Source organism: uncultured Acinetobacter sp. (assembly GCF_947626835.1).
Lineage (GTDB): Bacteria > Pseudomonadota > Gammaproteobacteria > Pseudomonadales > Moraxellaceae > Acinetobacter.
The window spans coordinates 1-26,834 of sequence record NZ_CANQTS010000034.1 but is presented as its reverse complement, the minus strand read 5'-3'; the positions used below and the strand labels follow the sequence as shown (position 1 = coordinate 26,834).

The following is a 26,834-nucleotide window of genomic DNA, read 5'->3' as shown; positions in this document are numbered from 1 at the left end:
CACTTACCCAAGTTACGCCTTAAATTTGGCTCAATTAGGGGCGCTTTGCATTTCAAATCTTTGTGCAACAAAGCCTTATTTAATTGTATCGTTTATATGTTGCTATGCTAAAAACCCTGTTTAAGTGTTTTAAATGGTGTATAAAATATAATCAATTTGAAAGATTGATCTTATATTTTTCTCCCCTAAATATCATTTTTAGCTCTAAGAAAAGATCTTATCTTCAATGTTAACCTTAGACAAAATACGTGTGGATTTTTTATTTATGCCGAACTTGTTTCCATTAAGCAATTGGAGAAGCATTTATGTCTGTTCAGTTTGTTGGTGATGTACATACCGCACAGGAAATTCTGTTTAAAATGAAGCAATGGGATAATGCTGTCGCGAAAATGGATATTCAAACTTTAACAGATTTGTGTCAGCAAGATGTGAGTGTCTTTGATGTCAACTCACAACTTGAAGGTGCGGCTGCTTATAAGGAGCTATGGGAGCAATATAGCCCTTACTTTGCTGATGATGTCTGTGTGTATCGTCAGGATGTAAAAATTTACGCTGAAAGTGATTTGGCTTTTGTGCATTGTTATTCTAAAGTCGATCGGGCTGAGGAAAATAGCTTAAATCTACCGTGGTGCCGCACTACCTTATGTTTTAAGAAAACCCAAGGCAAATGGAAAATGGTGCATCAGCATATTTCTATGCCACGCGCAATCGTGTAAAAAAACACCGCCAAAAGGCGGTGTTTTTTTATGCAATTGCAAATCTTCACTTGTTATTTATGCCATAAAAATGTACATCCATAGGAGATAAAAAAAGCAAGATTGATCACTGATGCACAATGAAAATTTAAGCTCTACTCAGGGCAATGCTACGGCACGAAGTTTAAAAACCATGGCAGGTTTTGTGATTGCTGCCATTATTATTTTGGCGCTTTATGTGGGGCAGGAAATTTTTATTCCCTTGGCCCTGTCTATCTTATTGGCGTTTTTACTTGAACCATTGGTGTCGCGTTTAAAGCGTTGGGGCTTGCCGCAAGTTCCATCCATTGCTTTGGTGGTGTTGCTTGCTTTAAGTGTACTCGGTGGTGCTGCGACTTATTTTGGTTTTCAGCTCAGTAAACTCAGTCAAGAGTTGCCCAAATATCAAGATACCATTGAGCAAAAGCTCACTTCAGTACAAAGCTATACCAGTGGTCCCAGTGTTTGGGATGGAGCGGTCAGTACTTTAAATACCATTCAAAGTTCTATCGCTAGTGCCAATCGCAGTGACGAAACAACAGATCCAAATGTACAACAAGTCAAAGTGGTGGCTGAAGAAGCCTCGGCTATGGATGAAGCCATGCAATGGGCAGGGCGTATTTTTGGGCCACTTGCCACCGCTGGTATTGTATTTTTATTTGTGGTGCTGATTTTACTGAGTCGTAAAGATTTACACGACCGTTTATTGCGCTTACTAGGTGGTAACTTAAATGTAGGTACCGATGCTCTAGATGAAGCCGCAACCCGTATTGGTACTTATCTACGTATGCAATTGCTGGTGAATGTAACCTACGGTATTCCGATGGCACTTGGGCTGTGGATGATCGGAGTTCCTGCGGCATTAATGTGGGGATTGGTGGCAGTGGTCATGCGCTTTATTCCTTACGCAGGCCCCATGATCTCAGCGATTTTCCCGATTACCTTAGCCTTTGCGGTAGACCCAAGTTGGAATATGGTGCTGTGGACGCTAGGGCTTATTTTAGTGCTTGAATTAGTGAGCAACAATATTATTGAGCCTTGGCTGTATGGCGAAAGTACTGGACTTTCTACCTTATCCATTATTTTAGCCGCGACCTTTTGGACCTCACTGTGGGGACCTGTAGGCTTGATTTTATCGACACCCTTAACAGCATGTTTATTGGTGTTGTCTTATTATGTGCCTGCATTGGGTTTCTTAAAAATCTTAATTGGCAGTGAACCCGTACTCACGCCACAACAGCGCTTTTATCAGCGTTTGGTGGCAGATGATGTCGATGATGCGATGGAAGTGGCTGAAGATTATATTGCTGAGGGTTTGCCTAAAAAAGCCACGCCTGAGGTGGTGGTACGTCATGTTAATGATTTTTATGACAATGTCGCTATTCCTGCCATTCGCTTATTTTCAAATAGTCATAACACCATTGCCAGTGCTGAGCATCGGTTGCGATTACAGCAAGGCTTAAAGTTTTTTAACCATGCGTTTCAACAAAAATATCCAGCGCCGGCCAATGATTCAGATATCAAAGTGCTGTGTATCGGTGCGCGTTGGGAAGTGGATATTTTATCTTCCGCCATGTTGGCACATGCTTTACGTTTGCGCCATGTGGCAGCACAAAGTCATGCTGAGGCATTTATTCAGTCACAAGTCGATATGATGGCTGAAATTCCAACTGATATTAAAATCTTATGTATTTCAATTTTTCATCAACAACCTTTGGCACAAATTCGCTTGTTGCAGCATCAAATTGGGCAGCAACGACCGGATTTAGAGTTGGTTTTTGCCACATGGGCCAATGATGAAGACGAGATGCGTTTAGAAGCTAAAAATCGTTTTGATGTCGAAGTGGTCAGTAGCGTTAACGAGTTATTACTCAGTATTGACGTGTTGCTGATGCAACAAGGTGAAAATCCTGCGCGCCAATTGCTTAATGACAATGAAGCGGAGCGTTTAGAGGCATTACATGAGTTGCAGTTGTTGCAGCCTGATAATTTACCGATTTATGAGCAGTATATTGATGAAGCACGCCAAGCGTTTGATGTGAAGTATGCGCAAATTTCATTGGTCGATGAAGATTGGGTCAATACCCCAGCCAGTCCTTTATATGCTCAAAATGAACATCCGATGGAAGCCAAAGTACCGCGTCAGCACTGTGTGTGTAGTCATTTGGTCTATCAAAATGAAGAACTGATCATTGAAGATATTGCCCGTGATCCACGTTTTGCACGTAATAAACGCTTAGGTCAGGAAAAGATTCGTTTTTATGCCGGCGTGCCGCTGCGTAATAAACAAGGTTTGGTCATGGGCAGTTTATGTATTTTGGATAAAAAAGTGCGTAGTTTAAGTGAAGATGATGTGGTTTTATTAAAAGCCCTTGCTGATGACTTAATGACCACCTTAAGTTCAAGTCGTGACAAACAGGCCAAACTTGAAGAAATTGAAGCTTTGCAACAAGCACAAGTGGTGCATGAAGCACCCTAAGGAGATGCTGATGTCAAAATATTGGATCGGTTTACTTTTGGTCAGTAGTGGTTCTTTACATGCCTTGAGCTTTGAACATCAAGATTGGGAAATGGCATGTGATAATACCCATACCTGTCGTATAGCAGGTTATCAAGCCCATGACGATGCCCCTGTATCTATATTACTGACTTATCCGGCAGGGCATGCTGCAAAAATCAGTGGCAAAGTGCGCATGCCAGATGCACCTGTTCAAGCAACGCTATGGATCAATGCCAAACCTTATGGGGTACTTAATTTTAAGCACGATCAAGCCAATTTAACGCAAGTTCAAATTCAAGCACTGCTTGCCCATACACGTCAAAATATGCGTATTGAGTTACGCCAAGGTGGTCAAATATGGCCTATATCAGACCGTGGGTTAAGCGCAGTGTTGCTTAAAAGTGACGAATATCAACGGCGTGTAGGTACAGCATCGGCTTTGTTGGCTAAAGGCAAACAGCCCTTGAGCCAAGTCCGAGCCATGCAAGCAATGCCAAAGTACCGTATCAATCACTATGTGCCTGCTCAAGCACAGCATGTTGCTTTAAATGAGGCTCAAGCGCAGAAAATCGTAGCACGTTTAAAAAAATCTACGCTACAGGATGATTGCCCACTGCTTTGGAAGCATGAAGATGGTGCAAAACTAACGATGTATCCACTGAATGCGCAACAAGTGTTAGTGCAAGTTCCGTGTTGGCAAGCGGCCTATAATACAGGTTTAGGCATGTGGCTGATGAATCAGCAGTTGAGTGAAGTGCAACAAGGGGTCACGTATTCAGGCACAAGTTTTAGTGAAGGGCAAGTATTTGCTCAGCATAAAGGTCGTGGTTTAGGCGACTGTTATCGCGTTGAAGAGTGGGCATTTACCGGACAAAGATTTAGCAAAACCTATCAAGCAGCCCATTTACAATGTAAAGGCTTTGTGGGTGGGGCATGGCAGTTGCCGACTTGGGTCAGTCAAGTCACATCATAAAACAAGCCGCCCTATGGAGCGGCTAATATTAAAGATGCTGCTGTAGTTTTTGGGTGATGTCATCTAAAGCTTTAATGCGTTTGACTTCATCCCAAAGCAGTTTCGCTTCTGGATAATGTTTACTCATCATGCCTAGCCATTGTTTATAACGACCGACCATGTTCATTTCTTTTTTATAGCCACCGTTTAAAAAACGAATTTGCAAGCCGACTAAGTCTTGCCAAGACAACAATGCGCTGTCGCTATTTTGACGAATACATTGGGTTAAATCTGGTGTGGTCACTGCACCACGTCCAATCATTAAATCCTGACAACCTGATTCCAGCAAACATTGTTTGGCATCTTGGTTGTTCCAAATTTCGCCATTGGCAATCACGTTGATTTTGAGTGCTTCGCGAATCGGTTGTAACAAATCCCAAAAGGCAGGTGGGGTATAACCATCGGCTTTGGTACGTGCATGTACCGTGACCCAAGCTGCGCCTGCATCTTCAATGGCATGCGCATTTTCTAAGGTAAAGTTACGATCTAAATAACCTAAACGCATTTTAGCCGAGACTGGAATATGAGAGGGCACAGCATCACGTACAGCTTTGACCAGTTGATGTACCACCTCGGGTTCATCGAGTAACACAGAACCACCACGGTGACGATTCACTGTTTTGGCAGGACAACCAAAATTCATATCAATTGCAGGTGCGCCCAATTCAGCAGCACGTACTGCATTGGCAGCAAGCATCTCAGGATCATTGCCTAAAAATTGCACATGTACAGGAGTGCCTGCCGCAGTTCTGCCCCCATTTAATAATTCAGGGCAATAGCTATGATAAATATGATCGGGCAATACAGAATTGGTAACACGAATAAACTCAGTGACACACCAGTCAAAGCTACCTACCGATGTCAGTACATCGCGCATAATCGGATCGGTTAAGCCTTCCATGGGTGCAAGCACAAGTTTCAAAGCGTATTACCTTAAAATAAAAAACGTGTTATACGCAAAATGCTGCATGCTGTCTAGTCAGCCAACAACATCGATCAACTGTCTTTATAAAATGTAATCAATCATCAATTGACCAATGAAAAAACCAATAATGGAATAAAGCGTGATAATAAAAAACGTGAACCACGCTTTATTTTTCTTTTTCAGAGCTTTCAACATTTTAAATTCCAAGTTTAAAATTGATGATTCATTTTAGCGCAATTTTTAACAAAATATAATCAATAAACACACAATATTGGTGCTGTATCTATGTATACAGTCAAAAGTTTAAGGGCTTAAAATCATTTCTAACACAAATTTAGAACCGATAAAGCCCAAGACCAATAAACTAAAACCAATCAAGGTAAAGCGAATGGCTTTTTGTCCACGCCAGCCAAAAGCATAATGACCCACCAACAACACTGCATACACCCACCATGACATTAAACTAAACACGGTTTTATGCGCTAAATGTTGGGCAAAGAAGTTATCAATGGTAAAAAAGCCAAAGCCTAATGCGATGGTTAAAATGACAAAACCCGTGATCAGCAAATCAAATAACAATGATTCCATGGTTTGTAATGAAGGCAATAAATTGACCCAGAGTCGCTTTTTATTTTTCTTTTTTAATTCACGATTTTGAAACCATAGCAACATGGCATGAATCGCTGCCATAAACAGCACAGTATATGCAGATAACGATAAGATAATATGCAGATCTAAACCCAAAGAAGAGGCTGTAATGCTCAGTTTAGGTTGACTCAAGGCAAAGCCCAAAATTAATCCGGTCGCTGCAACTGGAATTGCAATTAAGTTTAAGCCCAACACTGGACGATAGGTACTAAACAATAAACTCAGTAACAGCATGAATCCTGAGGTAAAAGACACCACATTAAACACATCATAATGAATGCCCATAGGGGTCAACATATCATGGTATAACACCGAAGCATGCAGCATTAAGCCTAATAAGACACTAAAGCCAACCACCCAAAGATTAGGTTCCGATTTTTCCATGAAATGCGCAACCACATAGCAAAATGATGTGCTGTAAGCAAGCAAAGCCAGAATCGTATAAACCAAGGGTAGGCTAATCATGTCAAACCTTTTTCAGGATGATGAATATTCATGGATGTAAATTCTACGCGAACTACAGTATCCTATAACATTCTATGCATAAATTTTCTATTTTAAGAAAGATTTTTCTGCAACAACCATTTTAAGCGGATTTTGCAATGTTTGATACCTTAACAGAACGACTCACGCAGAGTTTAAGAAATGTTACTGGCTCAGGGCAGCTAACCGAAGACAATATTAAAGATACGCTACGTGAAGTGCGTATGGCACTTCTTGAAGCCGATGTGGCGTTACCTGTAACTCGTGAGTTTATCGCGAAGGTTAAGGAAGAAGCATTGGGTCAAGAAGTGATGACACAGTTGTCACCGGGCCAAGCCTTCGTCAAGATCGTGTATGACGAATTGACCAAAATGATGGGTGCTGCCAATGAAACCTTAGACTTACAAGCAAAACCACCCGTAGTGATTTTACTTGCAGGTTTACAAGGTGCCGGTAAAACCACCACAGCGGCAAAACTGGCGCGTTTCTTACAAGAACGCCAAAAGAAAAAAGTGGCCATGGTGTCTGCCGACGTGTACCGTCCAGCAGCAATCAAACAGCTGCAAACGGTTGCAGGTGAAGTGGGCGCGATTTTCTTCGAATCTAATGCTAACGAAAATCCAATTACCATTGCCAATCGTGCCATCGAGCAAGCTAAAATTCAGTTTGCCGATGTGTTAATTGTCGATACTGCAGGTCGTCTGCATATTGATGAAGATATGATGGGTGAGATTAAAGACCTCCACGCTGCCATTAGCCCAACCGAAACCTTGTTTGTGGTTGATGCCATGACAGGTCAAGATGCGGCCAATACAGCCAAAGCCTTTAATGATGCTTTGCCACTTACCGGTGTCATCTTAACCAAAACTGATGGTGATGCACGCGGTGGTGCGGCACTTTCTGTACGTGCCATTACTGGTAAGCCAATTAAATTCTTAGGTATGGGTGAAAAACTCGATGCCTTAGAGCCATTCCATCCTGAGCGTGTGGCACAACGTATCTTAGGTATGGGTGACGTTTTATCTTTGGTCGAGGAAGTAGAGCGTAAGATCGACAAAGAAAAAGCCGAAAAAATGGCGCAAAAACTGCAAAAAGGCGGCAGCTTCAACTTTGAAGATATGCTGATGCAGTTTGAGCAAATGAATAAAATGGGCGGCATGATGGGCTTCTTAGACAAGTTGCCGGGCATGAGCAATTCAGGCATTCAAGACGCAATTGCCCAAGCCAACCCTGAAAAGCAAGTCAAAAAAATGCAAGCCATTATTCAGTCAATGACGGTTAAAGAGCGCCGTAATCCTGATTTAATGAATCCGAGTCGTAAAAAACGTATTGCAGCAGGCTGTGGTATGGAAGTGGTGGAAGTCAATAAACTCATCAAACAGCATGCACAAATGGCGAAAATGATGAAGAAATTTGCCAATCCAACAGGCATGGCAAAAATGATGAAGTCACTCAGCGGTTTACAAAAGCAGTTTGGCGGCGGTGGTGGTATGGGTCCACTGTTTGGCAATAAAGATCCGAAATAATCTTGCGATAAAAAAAGGCGCCTAGTGCGCCTTTTTTTATGTGTAACGCCTTAAGCTTTATTATCAGGATGCTGGCTAAAAAAATATTGTAAGCCTTTGAGCAGTAAATCTGGTTCAACACGCGGTTGATATGCCTGTAGATACTCAGCAAAAAGTACTGCATCACCGCCTGTAAGGACCAACTTACGTGGTGATGTGGCCAGTACTTTTTCAATACTACTGACCAAACCCAATAAAATTCCATGATGTACTGCATCAATGGTATTGCGTCCGGGTTGTAAATTATCAAAAGCGGCATCGGGAATTTTAATGCCTTTGGTATTTTGAATTAATGCATCACGTTGCAAATACAGATTCGGTAAGATATAGCCGCCTAAATGCTGTAAACCATCAGCTAAATCAATGGTGAGTGCAGTGCCACAGCTAATCACACAATAGTTTTTGCTTGGGTCTTGTGCCACAGCCAGCACTTGTAACCAACGATCAATGCCTAATTGATGCGGCTGATCATAACCGCAGCTTAAACCGGCATATTGGGCATGCACTTGCGCACAAATCACCGGCACTTTTAAACGTTGTAATAATTGACGAATATGCTGATTAGACGCTAAATCAAGCACAGAAGATACGCCAACACTTTGAATATTAAGCTTCTTAAAATGCTGCATTAAGCCCAATAACAGATCAGCTGGCGATTGCAAATGCATTTCTGCGCCGTGTTCAACAATTTCATGGTCTTGGGTAATCCAATATTTAAGCCGCGTGTTGCCAATATCAAGCCATAACTTTTTCATGACGCACCTTCGGCTAAACGTAAACGGCCTTGGTAAAATGCTTGACTGCCTAGCTCGGTGTCAATGATCACCGCGCCATCATTGGCAATGCCTAAAAAGCGTCCTGTGCTGATACCGCCAATATGCTCAAATGCCACCTGTTGATTTTTAAAGGCAGCATGTTGTTCAAATCGTGCCGCTAAATTACTCGATTGATGATCAAACCATTGACCCGCATTTTGAATCGCCACATAAACTTCGGCAATTAAATCAATCCGTGATAGCGTTTTTATGCCTAAATCCACAAGAGAGGTTGTGGCTTGGTCTTGAACCTGATCTGAGACCGATTCAATATTAATGCCTACCCCTACAATTACTTGAGTAGGAGAAATCGGTTCAATTAAAATTCCGCCCCATTTGCCTTGTAAGCTATATAAATCATTCGGCCATTTAATTTGCAAATCTAAATCTTTGAGGCTGGGTATATGTAGAATATTTAACGCGATTTCTAAGCTTAAACGTCCATCAATCACCGTATTTAAGTTTAACAAAGCACTTAAATAAATATTGCCCACAGGCGAGACCCATGCCCTTTGGCGTTGACCACGACCGGCACTTTGTTGATGACTACACACCAAAACATGCTGTACACCAGTTTTGGCAATTTCACGTACATCATCATTGGTAGATTGGGTCATGGGTTTGACCAAAAGCACTTCAGGCAAGTGCTGTCGCTGTTCTAGACGTTGTTGCAGTTGACGCGTTTCTAAATCCATTTAATTTTAAATCGAGTAAAAAATTCCTATGGAGTTAAGCATAAATGACGCCTACAGCGCAATTATTGCCATTACAACCATAGTGTTTATGTAATAGCGTGAACTTGCATTTAAAAATAAAAATACAGTGAATTTTTGGCTGAAATTGGTAGAAAAATTACAGTGCATGTTGTGGGACTTGTTGGTTAAGATAGCGGCAAACTATTTGCATATTTGTGCTAAGAACAACAATAGGATCACTATGCCACCACATGAGGGCAGCAGTTTAGCCCAACAGATCGCTGAGTACATTGCCAAAAAAATTATTCAAGGTGAATGGGTCGAGGGTGAACGCATTCAAGAACTGCGCATTGCACAAGAACTCAACGTCAGCCGTGGTTCAGTCCGTGAAGCATTGATTTTATTACAACACACCGACTTAATTGAAATTTTCCCACGCCGTGGTGCTGTCGTGGCAGAAATGTCCAGTATGCAAGTGTCGGCTTTATTTGAAACCTTGAGTTTGTTGTTGGGGCAAATAGTGGCATATATCAGTGAAGATCTCACACCAACGCAGAAGCGTTGTATGCTGCCGCTTGAGGCGCAATTAAATCGCTATTGCCTGACGCAGGATATTGAACATTTTTATGATGCGATTTTTTTATGTTTACAAGATTGCCTTGAAAGCGCGCGTTATCGTTATTTAGCACGCTTTTATCAAGATCTTTTGCCCAATTTACGCCGTTGCTACTTTTTAACGTTAAACATGACCCAGCATGAACTGTTACAATCCGAGGCGCAGTTTAAATTGGTGATTGCTGCAATTTTAAGCCAAAAACCGCAACAAGCCACTTTATTTATGCACGATTTTTGTCGACACTTGCAGCAGCTTGTGTTGCAGTCGCTGACACGAATGAAACAAATTGAATTGGCGTGGGCAAAACGTTCACGGCGCTAAGCAGGACACTATGCGTTTAAGCAGTTTAAAACTTTCCGGCTTTAAATCTTTTGCCGACAGCAGCACCTTAAATTTTAAAGCCAATCGTACTGCGGTGGTGGGGCCAAACGGTTGTGGTAAATCTAATGTGATTGACGCCATCCGTTGGGTCATGGGTGAGTCGAGTGCGCGTCAGTTACGTGGCGGCACAATGCAAGATGTGATTTTTACCGGTACGGCTAAACGTAAACCTGTGGGTGTTGCCAGTGTAGAGCTACGTTTTGACAACACCTATGGCAAATTAGTCGGCATGTATAATGCATATACTGAATTATCGGTGCGTCGTCAGGTTAATCGTGAAGGTAAATCTGAATATTTTTTAAATGGCACCAAATGCCGCCGCCGTGATATTACCGATATTTTTTTAGGCACAGGTTTAGGGCCACGCTCTTATGCCATTATTGAGCAAGGCATGATAAACCGCTTGGTCGATGCAAAACCTGATGAAATGCGGGTTTATATTGAAGAGGCCGCAGGGGTATCACGTTATCAAGCACGTCGGCGTGAAACTTTAACGCACTTAGAGCACACCACACAAAACTTGGCCCGTTTAGAAGACATACGTCTTGAACTTGCAGCACAGTTAAAAACTTTAAAACGCCAAGCCGATGCAGCTTTACAATATCAACAGCTTGATGCGCATATCCGAAATTTAAAAATTGAAGTGTTGTCCTGTCAATATGGGCAAAGTGTGCGCTTACAACAACAATATAACGCTGATCTTCAGACTTTAACGGAACAATTTAAGCTGATACGTGCTGAACTGAGTACCTTAGAACAGGATTTAACTACAAGCAGTACACGTTTTCAGGGCTTAATGCAGCAATCTATGCCGCTGCAACAGCAATGGCAAAGCGCTGAGCATCAACTTGCAGCGCTTAAAAGTCAGTTACAGCATAAGCAGCAATTACTGAGTCAAAATCAACAGCAATTGACTCAATTAGATGCGCAAAAACAGCAATACCAACAGCGTTTACAATTGCTTGATGTACAACTCAACACCTTAAGCGCTCAGCAAGATCAAGCACAAAGTCAATATAATCAATATGCAGATACAGCGCTTAAGGCACAGCAAAAGTGCCGCGACTTAAAAGCACAGCAGCAACAGGTTGCGCAGCAGTTTCAGGTTGTTAAAACTCAAGTGGATATACAGCAACAGCAACAATTGCAGTTATACCACCAAGTCGAGCAGCTCAAAAAAAACATTCAACGTCAGCAACAGCAAATTGAAATGCTCAATGCACAGTTACATGCTTTAAGCCGCCACGAACAGCAACATGATGTGTTGGCACTAGCGCGAAAGAAAACCGAACTTGAGACAAGCTTAAAACAATGTACAGAACACATCACCGCTTGCCAAAGTGTGATCGCTACTTTAGAAAACACCGAGCGTGATTTACAACAGCAACTACAAAGTGGGCAAAATCAGATTCAGTTGTTACAACGTGAGCAACAACAACTCCAACAATCTTTGCCAAAAACTGCAAGCCATACTACACAACAGCCAACGCTGCTGGACACGTTACAATTTACCGATGCAGCTAAACCATATGCTGCGCTGTTAGAAAAATTCTTAAATCATTGGTTAACTAGTCAGGTTAACTCCGCCCAAACGCCTTTTGCCCCCAATATTGCACGGCAAATTAAAGTTTCAGATGTTACAGCTATGAATGTTGCAGGTTTGGCGCCACTGAGCACGTGGATTATTGAACCACAACATTCATTATTGAATAGTGTCGCGCTTGCCGACAATCTTGAGCAAGCCTTGAAGTTGCAACATCAATTAAGCTTAGGGCAGAGCATTTTAAGCTTAGATGGTTATCATGTGGGGCAAGATTGGTTGATTGCACTTGATTATCAAACCAACTCAGCCACAGGCTTAACTCAACGCTTACGTTGTGCTGAAATTGAGGAAGAACTCAAGCTGCTTGTCCAAGAGATTGCAGCATTAAAACTCCGTCGTGCTGAAAACCTGAATCAACTGTTTGAAGCCAAAGGTAATTTAAAACAGCAACAGGCCAATTTTGAACAGATGCAGCAGCAGTATCATCAATTGACCTTAACGGAAGTGAAGCAGCAAACTGCACAACAAGCTTTTGCGTTACAGCAACAACAGTTAAACCAACAATTGAGCGGCATTACAGCGCAAATACACGAAGATCAGCAGCAATACGATGCACTTAATCTGCAATTACAAGCCATTCATGCTGAGTTGGTACATAAGCAACCGCAATATAAAACCTTGCAGTTTCAGCTTGACACTGGTCTTGAGGCAGTGGAGCAAGCAGAAAAAACTGCACTTTATGCCGAGCAAGATGTACATAGTGCCACACGCCGTGTCAATGAGCTGGAGCAACACATTGAATTGCTCAACAAAGACTTATCCTTTTTAACCACACAATGCAGCCAAATTAGCGCTCAAATCCAACAAACCAATGGTTTGATTGAACCTTTGTGCAGTGAAATTCCAGCTTTAAACGCAGAGTTGACTACAAAACAAACCATCGTTAATGAGCTCAAGCAGCAATGGCAAGCATGGCAGCAACAACTCAACACTCTACAAGCCGAGCAGCAGCATTTGACTGAGCAACGTCAAGCCCTACAACAACACGATGAACAATTGCGTCAACAGTTAGAACAAACACGCTTGGCATGGCAAGCGGCAAAGAGTGATGCGGCACATTATATGAGCCAGTTGGATGATATGGACGCTGCACCATTACAGATCAGCGTTGATTTGCAAGCCAAACAACATGCTTTAGAACAGGCCCAACAACGCTTTGCTAAACTCGGTGCTGTGAATTTTGCCGCTTCAGAAGAATATCAACAGGTTATGGCACGTTATGCTGAGCTACAACATCAAATGCAGGACTTAGACAATACAGTGGTGCAATTGCAATCTGCCATGAAAAGTATTGATCAAGAAACCCGTACCTTGTTTATGCAGACCTTTGATCAGGTTAATCATGAGCTTGCTCAATTGTTTCCAAAAGTCTTTAATGGTGGCGAAGCGCATTTAAGTCTTGAATCAGATTGGCAGTCTGGGGTAAAACTCATGGCACGCCCGCCGGGTAAACGCAACAGTTCCTTGGCTTTGCTCTCAGGTGGAGAAAAAGCCTTAACTGCATTGGCGTTGGTATTTGCTATTTTTCGCCTTAATCCGGCACCATTTTGTGTGCTCGATGAAGTCGATGCACCACTTGATGATGCCAACGTAGGACGCTTTTGTCATCTAGTCAAAGAGCTGTCCGAACAGGTACAATTTATTTATATTACCCATAATAAGCTTGCAATGACGATGGCAACAGATTTATTAGGTGTCACTATGCCAGAACCTGGTGCATCCAAATTAGTCACTGTCAACTTAGAACAGGCAGAAAAATATTTAGTCGCGGAGTCATAGATGGAAATCACCACAATCGTTGGTATTGTTGTCGCCATTATTATTATTGGTGTTGGTTTAAAAATGGTGCTCAGAAAAGGCAATCATGCCGTGCCATCGTTAGACTCTGAATTGCATATTCACGCAGACAGTCAGCAACCTGTTATTCCTCGTCATGTACGAGATCAATTGCAAGAGCCAAGCGCACCTGTAGTTCAAGATGCAGCACCTGCGCCTACGGTTGCGAGCACGCCTGAAGTTGTAGCGACCCCTGTAGTGGATGAGCTTAAAACCGAAGTGCCTGAGGCGGCTGTAGAAAAAGTTGTTGCGACACCTGTAGAAGACGAGGCCAAAGACAAAGAAAAGCCTGCTGAATTTAGCTTAAATAACAGTATTGAAAAAGCTGAAATTGCAGAATTTGCCGATGAAAGCAGCATTTTAGATGCACATTTACACGAGCAACAGTTGGTGGATGAAGAAAGTGCACTCGCGACTGCAGAAGACTTTGTTGCTTTAAATGTTTATCCAGAACGTCGTATTTTAACCGGCGAAAAAACTTTAAAAGTATTGCTTAAATACGGTTTACGTTATGGTGAGATGGCATGTTTTCATCGTTATAACGAAGATGGCAGCAAGCTTTTATTCTCGGTACTGCAAGTGACCGATGAAGGGGCCTCAGGCTTTGATTTAGAAGCACTATCGACTGAAGAAGTCAAAGGCTTGGCCTTTTTCCTAGCCTTGCCACATAACGATGTGCAAAATGCCTTTGATACCATGGTTAGCATTTCAGGCTTAATTGCACGTGAAATTGAAGGGACTGTGTACGATCAAAATAACCAAGAATTTACCCCACAGTTGCGTGAAAACTGGCGCCATCAAGCCATCGATTACCGTTCACAGAACAGCTAAAACACAATTGCAAGCACGCACGACGGTTTTTATAATGGTCGTAATGAAAGATGTTTTAGGGCGGGATAACCGCCCTTTTTTATGGTGACTCCCAATGACACAACAGGCGACAATCGTGGCGCAAATGCGACAATTGATCCAAATCTTAGCTCAGCATAACCATGCATATTATGTGATGGATCAACCAAGCATTAGTGATAGCGAATATGATCAATTGTTCCATCAACTTAAAGCCTTAGAAGCGCAGTATCCTGAGCTGATTCAGGAAGATACCATAACTGATCGAGTAGGTGGCGAGGCTTTATCAAAGTTTGAAACAGTCGTTCATAGTGTTCCTATGCTCTCTTTAAGTAATGTTTTTGATAAAAATGAGCTAATAGATTTTGATAGGAAAGTTAAAGATCGCTTAAAAAGAGAAGATATAACTTACGATATCGAGCTTAAATTAGATGGTTTGGCAATTTCATTGTTATATGAAGATGGTAAGTTTGTTCGAGGTGTCACCCGTGGTGATGGAGAAAAGGGTGAAGATATCACTCAAAATTTAAAAAGGATTTTAAACCTTCCTATTAACTTATATGAATCAAAGAGTTTTGATATACCTATAGAGTCGATTCCTAAGATTTTAGAAGTAAGAGGAGAGGTGGTTATACCGATAGCAGGATTTAAAAAGCTAAATATTGAACAGAAAAAAAAAGGTGAAAAACCATTTGCTAATCCACGTAATGCAGCAGCAGGTAGCTTACGTCAATTAGACCCTAAAGTTGTAAGGCGTCGTCGACTAGCTTTCTATGCATATAGTATTGCTCGATGTGTGCCCAAAAATAATATTACATCAATGTCTGAGAGTTTAGATTGGTTAGAGAAGCTAGGTTTTCATATTACTAAGCATGATGTCTTAGATAATATTGAATCTATTCAAAATAGATACGAGCAATTAATCTTAGAACGTCCTAATTTGACCGTAGAAATTGATGGTATGGTCATTAAAGTGGACAATTTATTGTTACAGGAAAGATTAGGTTTTATTAGTAGAGAACCACGTTGGGCAACGGCTTACAAGCTCCCTGCTATATCAGCAATCACCACGGTTGAAAACATTGATTGGCAAGTGGGGCGTACAGGTGCGCTCACGCCTGTGGCCCGTCTTCATCCTGTGGCTGTGGGTGGGGTGACGGTTTCTAACGTGACCTTACATAATATTGGTGAAATTCAGCGTTTAGATGTACGTGTGGGCGATAGAGTTAGCGTCTATCGTAGTGGTGATGTGATTCCAAAGGTTGAGAAAGTGTGGCCGGAGTTTCGCCTTGTCGATGCACAAGAGGTTACATTACCTGCACAATGTCCTGTGTGTGCCTCGCCTGTGGTGATGCCTGAGGGTGAAGCATTGGCACGTTGTTCTGGGGGCTTATATTGTGCCGCGCAACGTATTGAAGCCATTCGTCATTTTGTCTCACGTAAGGCTTTAGATATTGAAGGTTTAGGCGATCGTTGGGTAGAATCTTTACTACATCTTGATTTACTTAAAGATGTGGCCGATATTTATCATTTACATGAGCATCGTGAAACATTACTCAGCATTGAAAAAATGGGCGAAAAATCAGTCCAAAACCTGATGGATTCCATTGAAAAAAGTAAGAAAACCACGCTTGCGGCCTTTATTTATGCCTTGGGGATTCGTGGTGTGGGTGAAACCACAGCACGTATGTTGGCCAATAACTTTCAAAGCTTGGACGCTTTACAAACTGCTGATTTAGAGGCCTTAAAGAAAACCCCAGATGTGGGTGATATTACCGCTGAATGGATTTTAGACTTTTTCCAAGCACCACATAATTTAGAGGTGGTACAGCGCTTAATTGATGCAGGGGTTCATTGGGATGCACCGATTGCACCGACCCGTCAACCTTTCAATGGTGAAAGTTGGGTGGTCACAGGCACACTGTCTTCTATGGGACGTGATGAAGCCACGCAATTTTTACAGGCTTTAGGCGCACGGGTCAGTGGCAGTGTATCAAGTAAAACCAAATGTCTTGTAGCAGGTGAAAAACCCGGTTCCAAGTTAGACAAAGCGCAAAAACTTGGTATTCAAATTTTAGACGAAGCGCAATTTATTGCACTGATGAAAGCACATGGTCAAATCGAAGATTAATCAGTTGTAATACATGATTTTAATGAAAAAGACACCCAAGATGATCAATCTTGAGGTGTCTTTTTTATAGCGTTTTTAATATAACGAAATTGGATGTAGAGTCTGCGATAGACAAATACAAACACAGGCTCGTCATTGTGAATTAAATTCACGTACAATATCGCTTCATTTTTAGGTAGAGATTCTGCCTGATTGATTCTGTTCTCCCGTTGATGATTGGCATACACATGGCGCAAGCAAAAAAATCTTTTCCGCAACAAAAATCGCAATTACATGCACGAAATCTGCATCGCAGTCGTTACGATTTTCCTCAGTTAATCAAGAGTTGTCCGGAACTTGCACCTTTTGTCCGCCCCAATCCATATGGCGATCTTTCAATTAATTTTTCTGATCCAAACGCTGTAAAAATGCTCAATAAAGCCTTGCTGAAACATTTTTATGGTATTGATTATTGGGATATTCCAAAAGATTATTTGTGTCCACCCATTCCGGGTCGAGCGGATTACATTCATTATTTAGCTGATGTCTTGAGTCTTCACAATAACGGTCAAGTTCCAACTGGGCCCAAAATTCAGGTGTTAGATATTGGTGTGGGTGCCAATTGTATTTATCCGATTATTGGGCGTCAAAGTTATGGTTGGAAATTTGTGGGTTCAGACATTCATGCAGCATCGGTGAAAAGTGCACAATTTATTGTTCAAGCTAATCCAAATTTGAGCAAAGCGATTCAAATTCGCTTACAGAAAACACCGAGTCATATTTTTCAAGGTGTGATTAAACCCTCAGATCGTTTTGATATCACCTTATGTAACCCGCCATTTCACGCCTCGCAAGATGAAGCCAATGCCACAGCCACGCAAAAATTAAAAAAACTTGGCAAAGCGCTTGATAAAACCAAGGTGGTGTTAAACTTTGGCGGGCAAAAAAACGAGTTATGGTGTGACGGTGGCGAAGCACGCTTTGTTTGTCAGATGGTACAAGAGAGTACCCAGTTTGCTGAGCAATGTCTTTGGTTTAGTACGCTGGTGTCTAAAAAAACCACATTGCCACTGCTGTTAAAGACTTTGCGTAACAGCAAAGCAGTAGATATCAAAACCATTAACATGACACAAGGGCAAAAAGAGAGCCGTTTTGTTGCTTGGACTTTTTTAGATACCAAGCAACAACGAGCATGGAAAAATGCGCGTTGGACTCAAGTTTAAACGGATGATTACTAGCAAAGTGTGAGCTGGTAACAGCCCGCCTAGCTTATGCCAATCAGCACGCTTTGTTCTGTTGAATGATCAAACTTATAGCAAGGCATTGAGTATTTTTTAATTTGATTTCCATAGCTGCCTATCTGCCAGCTTGATTGTGAATCTGGTTACAAAAAACAATATGCGCTAAAAGTCCTTTGCTGCTTTGTGTGTCACTTGGATGTGAAGTGCAAGATGTTCTTTTATATATGTTAATTGCTGTTTTAAAGAGTGTAAATGTAAGTACTTCTCATTTTAATTATATAAAAATCATTAACTTAAGAAAAAATTACTTTGCAAAGTAAGCTTAAATCCGAGATAATTTTTTAAAATTAAATTTAAATAGATATGGAGCTCAGGTTATGCGTGGCAATCCAGAAGTTGTTGAGTACTTAAATATGTTGATTGGCGGCGAACTTGCAGCCCGTGACCAATATTTAATTCACTCACGTATGTACGAAGATTGGGGCTTAACTAAAATCTTTGAACGTATTGATCATGAAATGCAAGAAGAAGCACAGCATGCTGATGCCATTATTCGTCGTGTCTTATTTTTAGAAGGTACGCCAAATATGCAACGTGAAGACATTAATGTCGGTACAGATGTATTAACGTGCTTAAAAGCTGATTTAGCACTTGAGTACGAAGTACGTGAAAAATTGGCTACGGGTGTAAAACTCTGTGAAGACAAAGGCGATTACATTACTCGTGATTTATTGCGTCAGCAAATGTCAGACACCGAAGAAGACCATACTTACTGGTTAGAAAAACAACTACGTTTAATTGAATTGATTGGTTTGCCAAACTATATTCAATCACAAATGTAATAAAAAAAAGCCGCAATATGCGGCTTTTCTTATGGCTTAAAACTTAGAACTTTTTAAAGCCACGGTTTAAACCAGATGGTTTACGAGCGGCATCATCACGGTCACGACGATCATCACGACGTTCGCCACGCTCACGCGGTGGAATAGATGGTGTTGCAGTTGGGTCATTGTCACGGCGTTGTTGACGTAAGAAACCGCCACGACGTGCATTGAGTGGTTTGTCTTGCATACGTTCGGTACGGCGTTTTGCCATACCATATAGACCTGTACCTTGACGTGGTTTTAATTCCACTGACTTGGTTAAGTTGTCGATATCATTTTTATCAAGTTCAATCCAACGACCAGTACGTAATTCACGCGGTAAAATTACCGTGCCATAACGGGTACGTAATAAACGGCTGACTTTTAAACCTTGTGATTCAAAGATACGACGTACTTCACGGTTACGACCTTCTTTAACTACCACTTGATACCAACGGTTAATCCCTTCACCGCCAATTTCAGAGAACGATTCAAATTTTGCAGGGCCGTCATCTAATACCACGCCTTTGAGCATGTTGTTTTTAAGTTGTGGCGTGACTTCCCCCATGACACGAACCGCGTATTCACGTTCAATTTCGTTAGACGGATGCATTAAGCGATTGGCCAATTCACCATCGTTAGTGAACAACAACAAACCCGTTGAGTTAATATCAAGACGACCGACCATTACCCAACGATCGCCCGCTAAGCTTGGTAAGTTGTCAAATACGGTTGGACGCTTTTCAGGGTCGTTACGCGAACAAATTTCGCCTTCTGGTTTGTAGTAAATTAATACACGACGACGAATTTCATCTTCAATTTGGAACTGCACCTTACGACCATCGATACGAAGCTCATCGGTTGGCTCAATACGTTCACCGACTTTGGCCACTTGACCGTTGACACTTACACGACCTGCGGCAATGACTTCTTCCATATAACGGCGAGAACCCAAACCAACACGTGCCAGTACCTTTTGCAATTTTTCACTCATGACAGCATAACCTTAGAAATTATCACAACAGTCAACCTATTTATGCGCTTAATGCCGGAACATTAAGTGCCATAAAAGCTTCCTTGGCATCCTGTAGGGGAGGCAATTGATCTAAGGAATTTAGACCAAATGCATTTAAAAATTGAGGCGTTGTAACCAACAACGCCGGTTTACCAGGGAGTTCACGAAAACCAGACTCTTTGATCCAGTTCCAATCAAATAATGTGCGTAATACTTGGCTATTATTTGACACTCCACGAATTTGTTCAATATCAGCTCGAGTCACTGGTTGATGATAAGCAATCACAGCAAGTATTTCGAGCAAAGATGGTGACAGACGAGTTGGTCGTTCTGGCCATGCTTGTGTAATGATCGGTTGATACTTGGCACGTACCTGAAAACGGAAACCTTGAGCGGTTTCAACAAGTTCAATCGATCGGCCGTGTTGTAACACAGCAAGTTGTTGCAAATATTGACGAATATCAGCGCTAGAATATGTATTGCCAAGGGCTTGTTGTAAACGCGCCACAGACATTGGGGTATCGCTTGCAAAAATCAGGGCTTCAAGCGACAGTAAAAGCTCGGGCTGTTGTTCAAGTTCACTCATGGCGTGCACCCTTGAATCTGTAAGCTTGCCGTTGCACCATCTTGAACAATCTGCAATTTTTGCTGACGAGTCAATTCAAGAATGGCCATAAAGCTCACCACCAGCCCCATACGTCCTTGGCGAGGGAGCAAGATATCTTCAAATCCAAGCACCTGACCCAAAGCGAGTTTTTGCTCAATAAACGCAATACGCTCTTCTAGCAACACAGCTTCGGATTTTACTTCATGAACAATCGGTTCAGGGCGCGTAAAAATACATAACATCGCATCACGTAAGGCATTGGCTGAAAAACCTTGCAGCGTATCATCTGTGCTTTCAATTTTACCAATATGGGCGGGGAAAGTGTCGCGCTCTAACACCGACATAGCGCCTAAGCGTTCTGCTGCTTGTTTAATACTTAAATAGGTTTCTAAACGTTGTACTAAATCTTGTTTAGGGTCTTTTTCTAAATGGATTTTGCTGGCTTTAGGTAACAATAAGCGTGATTTTAAATCGGCAAGTAATGCTGCCATCACCAAATAATCAGCGGTCAGTTCAATATTTAAGCCTTTCATACTCTCAATATAGGATAAATATTGATTGGCAATCGGGGCAATATCAAGCTGTAGTAAATTAAAACCGTTTTTTTGAATCAAATAAATTAAAAAGTCGAGTGGTCCTTCGAAATGCTCGAGCAAGATTTCAAATGCAGCAGGAGGAATATATAAATCCTCGGGAATCGTCTCTTGCCATTCATCCAAAACGCGGATGTGCGGCTGATGTACCAAAGCAGGTTGGACAGATGGATTCATTACAGTTATAAGCCACGCGAATTTTCAAAGGCATGAAAACATTATTTCAACAAATTGGGAGGTTGAAATAACAAAATACAAGAATGTGCCTAGTGTAAAGCAAAAGTGCCTATGAAGAAATTATTTCCACAGGCAAATCTGTAAAAAGTGACGAAATAAAGCGCTAATCTGTATTTGTGTGATATTTACAGTAATTTAAAATCGTGTCTAAATTAAAAATTGCTGCAAAAAGCAGCAATTTGGCTAAAAATGAGCTTAAAGCCTAGTCAAAAGCCGATACATCACCAGCACCTTGACGCAGCACCACTGGATAATCACCGGACAAATCAATCACGCTGGTGGTGGTGAGTGTGCCAAAGCCACCATCAATCAAGACATCAATACGTTTGCCGATCTGCATCTCAATCTCATAGGGGTCATCTAAAGGTTCTTTTTGACCGGGTAAAATTAAGGTGGAAGTGAGTAAGGGCTCACCTAATTCTTTGAGTAGCAACTGGCAAATCGGATTGGTTGGAATGCGTAAGCCAATGGTTTTCTTTTTAGGATGCATTAATCGTTTGGGCACTTCGCTGGTGGCAGGCAAAATAAAAGTGCTGATCGCAGGGGTATTGTTTTTGAGTAAACGGTACATGGCATTGTCTACCCGAGCATAGGTCGCAATGTCGGATAAATCGCAACATAAAATCGCATATTGATGTTTGGCATCGAGTTGACGAATCTGTGCAATGCGCTCCATCGCGGCTTTGTTACCAATTTGACAGCCAATGGCATAAGCGGCGTCAGTGGGATAAACCACGACGTCGCCGGCACGAATACGTTCAACTGCTTGGCTAATCAAACGTGGCTGTGGGTTGTCAGGATGAATTCGAAGATGCAGCATAGGTTTCTCCCAATATTGTTGTGTTTATCAAGCAGCCGCATTTTAGATGGCGAGCAGGGAATAGTGTCTATTATGCGTGTGAAAGCGGGTCGGTCGCTAGCAGCAGATGCTTTTAATCGAGGTCGCAACGTAAAAATTCTGTACTTTGTAAGCTTTTGCCACCTCGGGTACACAAACAAATACAGTCAATAAAGTGCTTGGCATCGCGTGGTAATTTGGCCTCACCAGTAAAATAGCGCTGCACTTGGGTATAGACATTGTCCTTAAAGTTACTGCCGTCACCGCCTTCTCCGGTTAGATTGTCTAAAGACACGCGAAATTTGCGACCAAAAGCTTTGGCAAACATCCATTCAATCGCTTGAGGTTTAATTTCAACTTGTTCAAACAAGGCTTGCTGTTGTTGTGTTCTGCCATCTGGGGCATACCAATAGCCTAAATCAGGTAGCTTTCGGCGTGCATCTCCTGCAATCGTCCAATGACTAATTTCATGTAAAGCACTGTTGAAAAAGCCATGTGCAAACTGAATTTTTGCATAACTATCTGATGTTTCAGGGAAATATTCTGGTTCAAAATCCCCTTTGACTAAACACACATTTAAGTGGGAAAACCAGTGATTAAAGTGTAAGATAAGCCAATCTACCTGTTGAGCTTCAGTTTGCAGATGAATCCAAGGTGCGAGTTGCACGCGGTCTACGGAATCAGTCGAACTTGAACGAGTAGGAGAGTTTAACTGTAATGAAGTTGTGACTTCAGGCTGCAATTGCAACTGCTGCATGGCTTGTATTACCCAAATGATCTGTCTGAATAAGTGCAAAATTGTATCTTAATCTTTGACAGAGTACTTATGAATTTGTAGAATTGCCGCCTTAATTATGTCAGCAAATACCTTTCCGGCACAGATTGAGCCGTTTAAATGGGCTGAACAAGGCTTTACATGGTCAGGTCATCTGCCATTGTCGCGTTTTGTTCGTATTGCCCGTGAAGCTGTTGGATCAATTGATGATCAATTGATTAACATAGACTGTAAGCTATCAATGGATGCGTATCATCGCATTGTTTGGTTAGATGGCAGTGTTGAAACAAAAGTCCCAATGGAGTGCCAACGTTGTTTGGAAGCCGTTGAGATTCCTCTTGTTTTAGATTTTCATTTAGCCTTATTCGATGATGAGTCACTGATAGAGCGCTTGGATGAGGATGCTGATTTCATCGTTTTAGGTGAAAGTGAGGCAACGACCAAAGGTTCATACGATGCACCTGCGACCGCTGATTTACTGGCACTGATAGAAGATGAATTGTTATTGTTGTTGCCGTTGTCGCCTAAGCATGATGCTTGCGAACATCAGCACCAACCTGCCATTCAAGAGATTGTCGAAGAAAAACGTGATAATCCGTTTGATGTTTTGTCAAGTTTGAAAGGTAAACTTAACTAAATCGTGTTATACTATTTGGTTAAGACAACTGAATTTGTTCTGATCCATTTTTTCGATATTTGTAAGGAGCCATCATGGCCGTTCAGCAAAACCGTAAAAGTCGCTCTCGCCGTGACATGCGCCGTTCACATGACGCTTTAACCGAGAATGCATTAACTGTAGACCAAGCTACTGGCGAGACTCACCGTCGTCACCACGTATCTAAAGATGGTATCTACCGTGGTCGTCAATTATTCGCTAAAGCATCTGCTGAATAATTGTTGATGCATTAAGCTTTGAGCTTAGTGGAAAAAATGGGAGCGTTAAGCTCCCTTTTTTTGTGCCTATTTTTGTTGTATTTGGCAATTACCAAAGCCTTTTTTAAGTGTTAAATTCGCGTCCATCTAAGCTAAAAACAACATGAAAGGATTTTTCTATGTCGGTAAATCGACTTGATCAAGCCGCTCAAGCGACTCAAACTGCATTTGTTTTCCCCGGTCAGGGCTCACAAAAAGCAGGCATGCTTGCGGATTTAGCTGCCCAATTCCCTGTGATCCAAGAGACCTTCCAAGAAGCTTCAGATGCACTGGGTTTTGATCTTTGGCACATTGCTCAAACCGGTGAAGGCATTAATGAAACTCAATACACCCAACCTGTGTTATTGACGGCAAGTATTGCACTTTGGCGCTTATGGTTACAGTTAGGTGGTGTGGCACCTAAATTTTTAGCTGGTCATTCACTGGGTGAATACAGTGCTTTGGTGGCGGCTGAGAGCTTAACTTTAGCCGATGCGGCAAAATTGGTGCATTTGCGTGGTCAATTGATGCAAGCTGCTGTACCACAAGGTGTTGGTGCAATGGCGGCAATTTTAGGCTTTGAAGATGCCAAAGTTGTTGAATTATGTGCACAAATTTCTGCACAAGACTTAGGTTCAGTTGAAGCTGCCAACTATAACTCTAATGGTCAGGTGGTGGTCGCTGGTACTAAAGCAGCTGTAGATGCCCTCATTGCATTGGTTAAAGAAAATTCAGGTAAAGCGATTGCCTTACCGGTATCTGTACCGTCGCATTGTTCATTGATGAAACCTGCAGCTGAAAAGTTTGCTGCTGCCTTGGCACAAACTGCCATTGAGCTACCACGTATTCCAGTTATACAAAATGTCAATGCCAGTGCAGCGGCATCAGTTGCAGAGTTACGTCAGGCACTCACAGCGCAGTTATATGAGTCAGTGCAATGGACCAAAACTATGCAGGTATTTGAGCAAGCAGGGATTCATTATCTGGCAGAATGTGGTCCGGGCAATGTGTTGACCAATCTTGCCAAACGTTTACCAAATATTGAAAAAGCACTTCCGCTTGATTCTCAAGCGCGAATTGAAGATGCATTAAACGCCGTTTTAGTGGCAGAAGGGAAAGTTGCATGACACAAGAGCGTAAAATTGCCTTAGTTACCGGTGCAAGCCGTGGGATTGGCGCTGCAATTGCAGAAAAACTCATTCAAGATGGTTTTTTTGTGGTAGGTACAGCCACCTCTGAAAGGGGCGCAGAAAAATTAACTGCACAATTTGGTGACAACGGTGCAGGTCGCGTACTTGATGTACGTGATGGTGCAGCGATTGATGCTTTAGTCACCGATATTGAGCAAAATTTTGGTTCGGTATTAATTTTAGTGAACAACGCAGGTATCACCAAAGACAACCTTTTGTTACGTATGTCTGAAGATGACTGGGATGACATCCTTAATATTCATTTAAAAGCTGTTTATCGTCTATCAAAACGCGTGCTTAAAGGCATGACCAAAGCACGTTTCGGTCGCATTATTAATATTAGCTCTGTGGTTGCACATTTTGCCAACCCGGGTCAGTCAAACTACTCAGCTGCAAAAGCGGGTATGGAAGCATTTAGCCGCAGTCTTGCCAAAGAAATGGGCAGCCGTCAAATTACGGTGAACTCTGTGGCACCGGGCTTTATTGCAACTGAAATGACTGAGCAGCTGAGTGAAGAAATTCGTAAGAAAATGAGTGATCAAGTGGCACTTAACCGTTTAGGTGAGCCACAAGATATTGCGAATGCAGTAAGTTTCTTGGCTTCTGATCAGGCTAGCTACATTACTGGTAACGTACTCCATGTCAACGGTGGTTTGTACATGAATTAATTGATTCATGGATAAACTTTCAAATTTGACAAGATTCAATTACACTTAACCGCAAATTAAAAACGCTACAAAGCATTGAGGAGAATTCCTGTGAGCGATATCGAACTACGCGTAAAACAAGCAGTTGCAGAACAACTTGGTATCAAAGTTGAAGACATCAAAAACGAAGCATCTTTTATGGATGATTTAGGTGCTGATTCTTTAGACTTAGTTGAACTTGTAATGTCTTTCGAAAATGATTTTGACATCACAATTCCTGATGAAGATTCTAACGAAATCACAACTGTACAATCTGCAATTGACTATGTTTCTAAGAAACTTGGTTAATTGATGATTTAAGCATTTGCTTAGAAAAAGCCACTCATTTGAGTGGCTTTTTTATTTACATAACTTAACCGATTACTACCAAACACTAGCATCATGCTTGTGCAATTTTGAGTATAAAAATAAAGCACATTACAACCAACAATAACAATTGGAGTCACACATGGGTTTATTTGATTTTGTAAAAGGCATTGGTAAAAAAAATACTGCACCAGCTGAGCCACAACCACAACCGGCTGTGCCAAGTGAGCCTTTTGCTCAAGAAGTGGCCAATCAATTATTAGGTTTAGTCAAAAGCTTAGGCTTAGGGGTAGAAGGCTTATCGGTGACTTATAACGGTGCTTCCGATTTAGCCACCATTAAAGGTCAAGTGAAAAGCCAAGCGGATAAAGAAAAAATTATCTTGGCAGTAGGTAATGTCGATCATGTGGCGCAAGTCGATGATCAGATGACAGTTGCTGAACCTGCACCACAGAGTCAATTTTACACTGTACAATCCGGTGATAACTTATCCAAAATTGCCAAACAATATTATGGCGATGCCAATCAGTACAATAAAATCTTTGAGGCCAATCGTCCATTACTAAAAAATGCTGATGATATTTATCCAGGGCAAGTACTCCGTATTCCTGCTTAAAGATTTAAATCAATAAAAAGAGGGGCTTAATTCCTCTCTTTTTTTTTGCATAAAATAAAATTTTGTGATTATTTTTAAGAAACATTAGACCTCTTGCGAAAGTAAAAATCACCTCCATATAAATTTCATGAGATATCAGAAATTAAACCGTTTTTCAGATTC

26 protein-coding genes are annotated in these 26,834 nt (G+C 41.7%); 16 read left to right on the top strand and 10 right to left on the bottom strand.

Annotation, left to right across the window (positions count from 1 at the left end; translation table 11 throughout):
• The first annotated feature begins 305 nt into the window (after positions 1 to 305).
• From Q0Z55_RS11080 to Q0Z55_RS11070, 3 genes are all read left to right on the top strand, one after another.
• Positions 306 to 716 (top strand): nuclear transport factor 2 family protein, encoded by a 411-nt coding sequence (locus Q0Z55_RS11080; RefSeq protein ID WP_297428517.1) that lies wholly within the window; start codon positions 306 to 308, stop codon positions 714 to 716.
• Between the two features lie 112 nt (positions 717 to 828).
• Entirely contained in the window at positions 829 to 3,213 is a 2,385-nt protein-coding gene (locus Q0Z55_RS11075) for an AI-2E family transporter (RefSeq protein WP_297428515.1), read from the top strand.
• Positions 3,214 to 3,223: 10 nt separating this feature from the next.
• Positions 3,224 to 4,207 (top strand): DUF1176 domain-containing protein, encoded by a 984-nt coding sequence (locus tag Q0Z55_RS11070; RefSeq protein WP_297428513.1) that lies wholly within the window; start codon positions 3,224 to 3,226, stop codon positions 4,205 to 4,207.
• 28 nt (positions 4,208 to 4,235) lie between these two features.
• On the opposite strand, the gene Q0Z55_RS11065 is transcribed toward Q0Z55_RS11070, so the two are convergent.
• From Q0Z55_RS11065 to ccsA, 3 genes are all read right to left on the bottom strand, one after another.
• Entirely contained in the window at positions 4,236 to 5,168 is a 933-nt protein-coding gene (locus Q0Z55_RS11065; RefSeq protein WP_297428511.1) for a tRNA-dihydrouridine synthase, read from the bottom strand.
• 84 nt (positions 5,169 to 5,252) lie between these two features.
• Positions 5,253 to 5,363 carry a hypothetical protein gene (locus Q0Z55_RS11060; protein ID WP_297428519.1) on the bottom strand — a complete coding sequence of 37 codons (111 nt, stop codon included), beginning with the start codon at positions 5,361 to 5,363 and terminating at the stop codon, positions 5,253 to 5,255.
• Positions 5,364 to 5,474: 111 nt separating this feature from the next.
• The gene (gene ccsA, locus Q0Z55_RS11055; protein WP_297428509.1) at positions 5,475 to 6,284 is read right to left on the bottom strand and encodes a cytochrome c biogenesis protein CcsA; all 810 of its coding nucleotides are present in this window, start codon (positions 6,282 to 6,284) and stop codon (positions 5,475 to 5,477) included.
• Positions 6,285 to 6,421: 137 nt separating this feature from the next.
• On the opposite strand from ccsA, the gene ffh reads away from it, so the two are divergent.
• Positions 6,422 to 7,828 carry a signal recognition particle protein gene (gene ffh, locus Q0Z55_RS11050; RefSeq protein ID WP_297428507.1) on the top strand — a complete coding sequence of 469 codons (1,407 nt, stop codon included), beginning with the start codon at positions 6,422 to 6,424 and terminating at the stop codon, positions 7,826 to 7,828.
• Between the two features lie 50 nt (positions 7,829 to 7,878).
• Here ffh and Q0Z55_RS11045 read toward each other — a convergent pair whose 3' ends face one another.
• Positions 7,879 to 8,622 (bottom strand): type III pantothenate kinase, encoded by a 744-nt coding sequence (locus tag Q0Z55_RS11045; RefSeq protein WP_297428505.1) that lies wholly within the window; start codon positions 8,620 to 8,622, stop codon positions 7,879 to 7,881.
• Entirely contained in the window at positions 8,619 to 9,377 is a 759-nt protein-coding gene (locus tag Q0Z55_RS11040) for a biotin--[acetyl-CoA-carboxylase] ligase (RefSeq protein ID WP_297428503.1), read from the bottom strand. The genes Q0Z55_RS11045 and Q0Z55_RS11040 overlap by 4 nt, the downstream gene beginning before the upstream one ends.
• Before the next feature lie 241 nt (positions 9,378 to 9,618).
• Between Q0Z55_RS11040 and Q0Z55_RS11035 the strand changes: the two genes are divergently transcribed.
• From Q0Z55_RS11035 to bfr, 6 genes are all read left to right on the top strand, one after another.
• Positions 9,619 to 10,314, top strand: a complete 696-nt coding sequence (locus Q0Z55_RS11035) for a GntR family transcriptional regulator (RefSeq protein ID WP_297428502.1) — start codon at positions 9,619 to 9,621, stop codon at positions 10,312 to 10,314.
• 10 nt (positions 10,315 to 10,324) lie between these two features.
• A complete protein-coding gene (smc, locus tag Q0Z55_RS11030; protein ID WP_297428499.1) occupies positions 10,325 to 13,756 on the top strand; it encodes a chromosome segregation protein SMC in 3,432 nt (1,143 codons plus the stop codon).
• A complete protein-coding gene (locus tag Q0Z55_RS11025) occupies positions 13,757 to 14,644 on the top strand; it encodes a cell division protein ZipA C-terminal FtsZ-binding domain-containing protein (protein WP_297428497.1) in 888 nt (295 codons plus the stop codon).
• Between the two features lie 94 nt (positions 14,645 to 14,738).
• Positions 14,739 to 16,793 carry an NAD-dependent DNA ligase LigA gene (gene ligA / locus Q0Z55_RS11020; RefSeq protein WP_297428493.1) on the top strand — a complete coding sequence of 685 codons (2,055 nt, stop codon included), beginning with the start codon at positions 14,739 to 14,741 and terminating at the stop codon, positions 16,791 to 16,793.
• A 227-nt stretch (positions 16,794 to 17,020) separates the two neighbouring features.
• Complete coding sequence (gene rlmF / locus Q0Z55_RS11015; protein WP_297428489.1) at positions 17,021 to 17,995, top strand: 23S rRNA (adenine(1618)-N(6))-methyltransferase RlmF; 975 nt, start codon at positions 17,021 to 17,023, stop codon at positions 17,993 to 17,995.
• Between the two features lie 395 nt (positions 17,996 to 18,390).
• A complete protein-coding gene (gene bfr / locus Q0Z55_RS11010) occupies positions 18,391 to 18,855 on the top strand; it encodes a bacterioferritin (protein ID WP_297428486.1) in 465 nt (154 codons plus the stop codon).
• A 43-nt stretch (positions 18,856 to 18,898) separates the two neighbouring features.
• Here bfr and rluB read toward each other — a convergent pair whose 3' ends face one another.
• From rluB to Q0Z55_RS10985, 5 genes are all read right to left on the bottom strand, one after another.
• Positions 18,899 to 19,870, bottom strand: coding sequence for a 23S rRNA pseudouridine(2605) synthase RluB (rluB, locus tag Q0Z55_RS11005; protein WP_297428484.1), 972 nt, complete (start codon positions 19,868 to 19,870; stop codon positions 18,899 to 18,901).
• A 40-nt stretch (positions 19,871 to 19,910) separates the two neighbouring features.
• Positions 19,911 to 20,477: an SMC-Scp complex subunit ScpB gene (gene scpB, locus Q0Z55_RS11000; RefSeq protein WP_297428481.1), complete on the bottom strand. Its 567-nt coding sequence runs from the start codon at positions 20,475 to 20,477 to the stop codon at positions 19,911 to 19,913.
• The gene (locus Q0Z55_RS10995; RefSeq protein WP_297428479.1) at positions 20,474 to 21,268 is read right to left on the bottom strand and encodes a ScpA family protein; all 795 of its coding nucleotides are present in this window, start codon (positions 21,266 to 21,268) and stop codon (positions 20,474 to 20,476) included. The genes scpB and Q0Z55_RS10995 overlap by 4 nt, the downstream gene beginning before the upstream one ends.
• A 262-nt stretch (positions 21,269 to 21,530) precedes the next feature.
• Entirely contained in the window at positions 21,531 to 22,148 is a 618-nt protein-coding gene (locus tag Q0Z55_RS10990; RefSeq protein WP_297428476.1) for an L-threonylcarbamoyladenylate synthase, read from the bottom strand.
• A 112-nt stretch (positions 22,149 to 22,260) separates the two neighbouring features.
• Positions 22,261 to 22,923 (bottom strand): elongation factor P hydroxylase, encoded by a 663-nt coding sequence (locus Q0Z55_RS10985; RefSeq protein WP_297428473.1) that lies wholly within the window; start codon positions 22,921 to 22,923, stop codon positions 22,261 to 22,263.
• A gap of 97 nt (positions 22,924 to 23,020) precedes the next feature.
• On the opposite strand from Q0Z55_RS10985, the gene Q0Z55_RS10980 reads away from it, so the two are divergent.
• The 6 genes from Q0Z55_RS10980 to lysM all read left to right on the top strand — a co-directional run bounded on the left by Q0Z55_RS10980 (position 23,021) and on the right by lysM (position 26,672).
• On the top strand, positions 23,021 to 23,578 hold the full coding sequence (locus Q0Z55_RS10980) for a DUF177 domain-containing protein (protein ID WP_297428470.1): 558 nt from the start codon (positions 23,021 to 23,023) through the stop codon (positions 23,576 to 23,578).
• A gap of 74 nt (positions 23,579 to 23,652) precedes the next feature.
• Complete coding sequence (gene rpmF / locus Q0Z55_RS10975; protein ID WP_004279227.1) at positions 23,653 to 23,835, top strand: 50S ribosomal protein L32; 183 nt, start codon at positions 23,653 to 23,655, stop codon at positions 23,833 to 23,835.
• A 158-nt stretch (positions 23,836 to 23,993) separates the two neighbouring features.
• Positions 23,994 to 24,980: an ACP S-malonyltransferase gene (fabD, locus tag Q0Z55_RS10970; RefSeq protein ID WP_297428439.1), complete on the top strand. Its 987-nt coding sequence runs from the start codon at positions 23,994 to 23,996 to the stop codon at positions 24,978 to 24,980.
• Positions 24,977 to 25,711 (top strand): 3-oxoacyl-ACP reductase FabG, encoded by a 735-nt coding sequence (gene fabG / locus Q0Z55_RS10965; RefSeq protein ID WP_297428436.1) that lies wholly within the window; start codon positions 24,977 to 24,979, stop codon positions 25,709 to 25,711. Before fabD ends, fabG begins: the two co-directional genes overlap by 4 nt.
• Before the next feature lie 90 nt (positions 25,712 to 25,801).
• Positions 25,802 to 26,038 (top strand): acyl carrier protein, encoded by a 237-nt coding sequence (gene acpP, locus Q0Z55_RS10960; protein WP_122899152.1) that lies wholly within the window; start codon positions 25,802 to 25,804, stop codon positions 26,036 to 26,038.
• Between the two features lie 160 nt (positions 26,039 to 26,198).
• Positions 26,199 to 26,672, top strand: coding sequence for a peptidoglycan-binding protein LysM (gene lysM / locus Q0Z55_RS10955; protein WP_297428430.1), 474 nt, complete (start codon positions 26,199 to 26,201; stop codon positions 26,670 to 26,672).
• Positions 26,673 to 26,834: the final 162 nt, after the last annotated feature.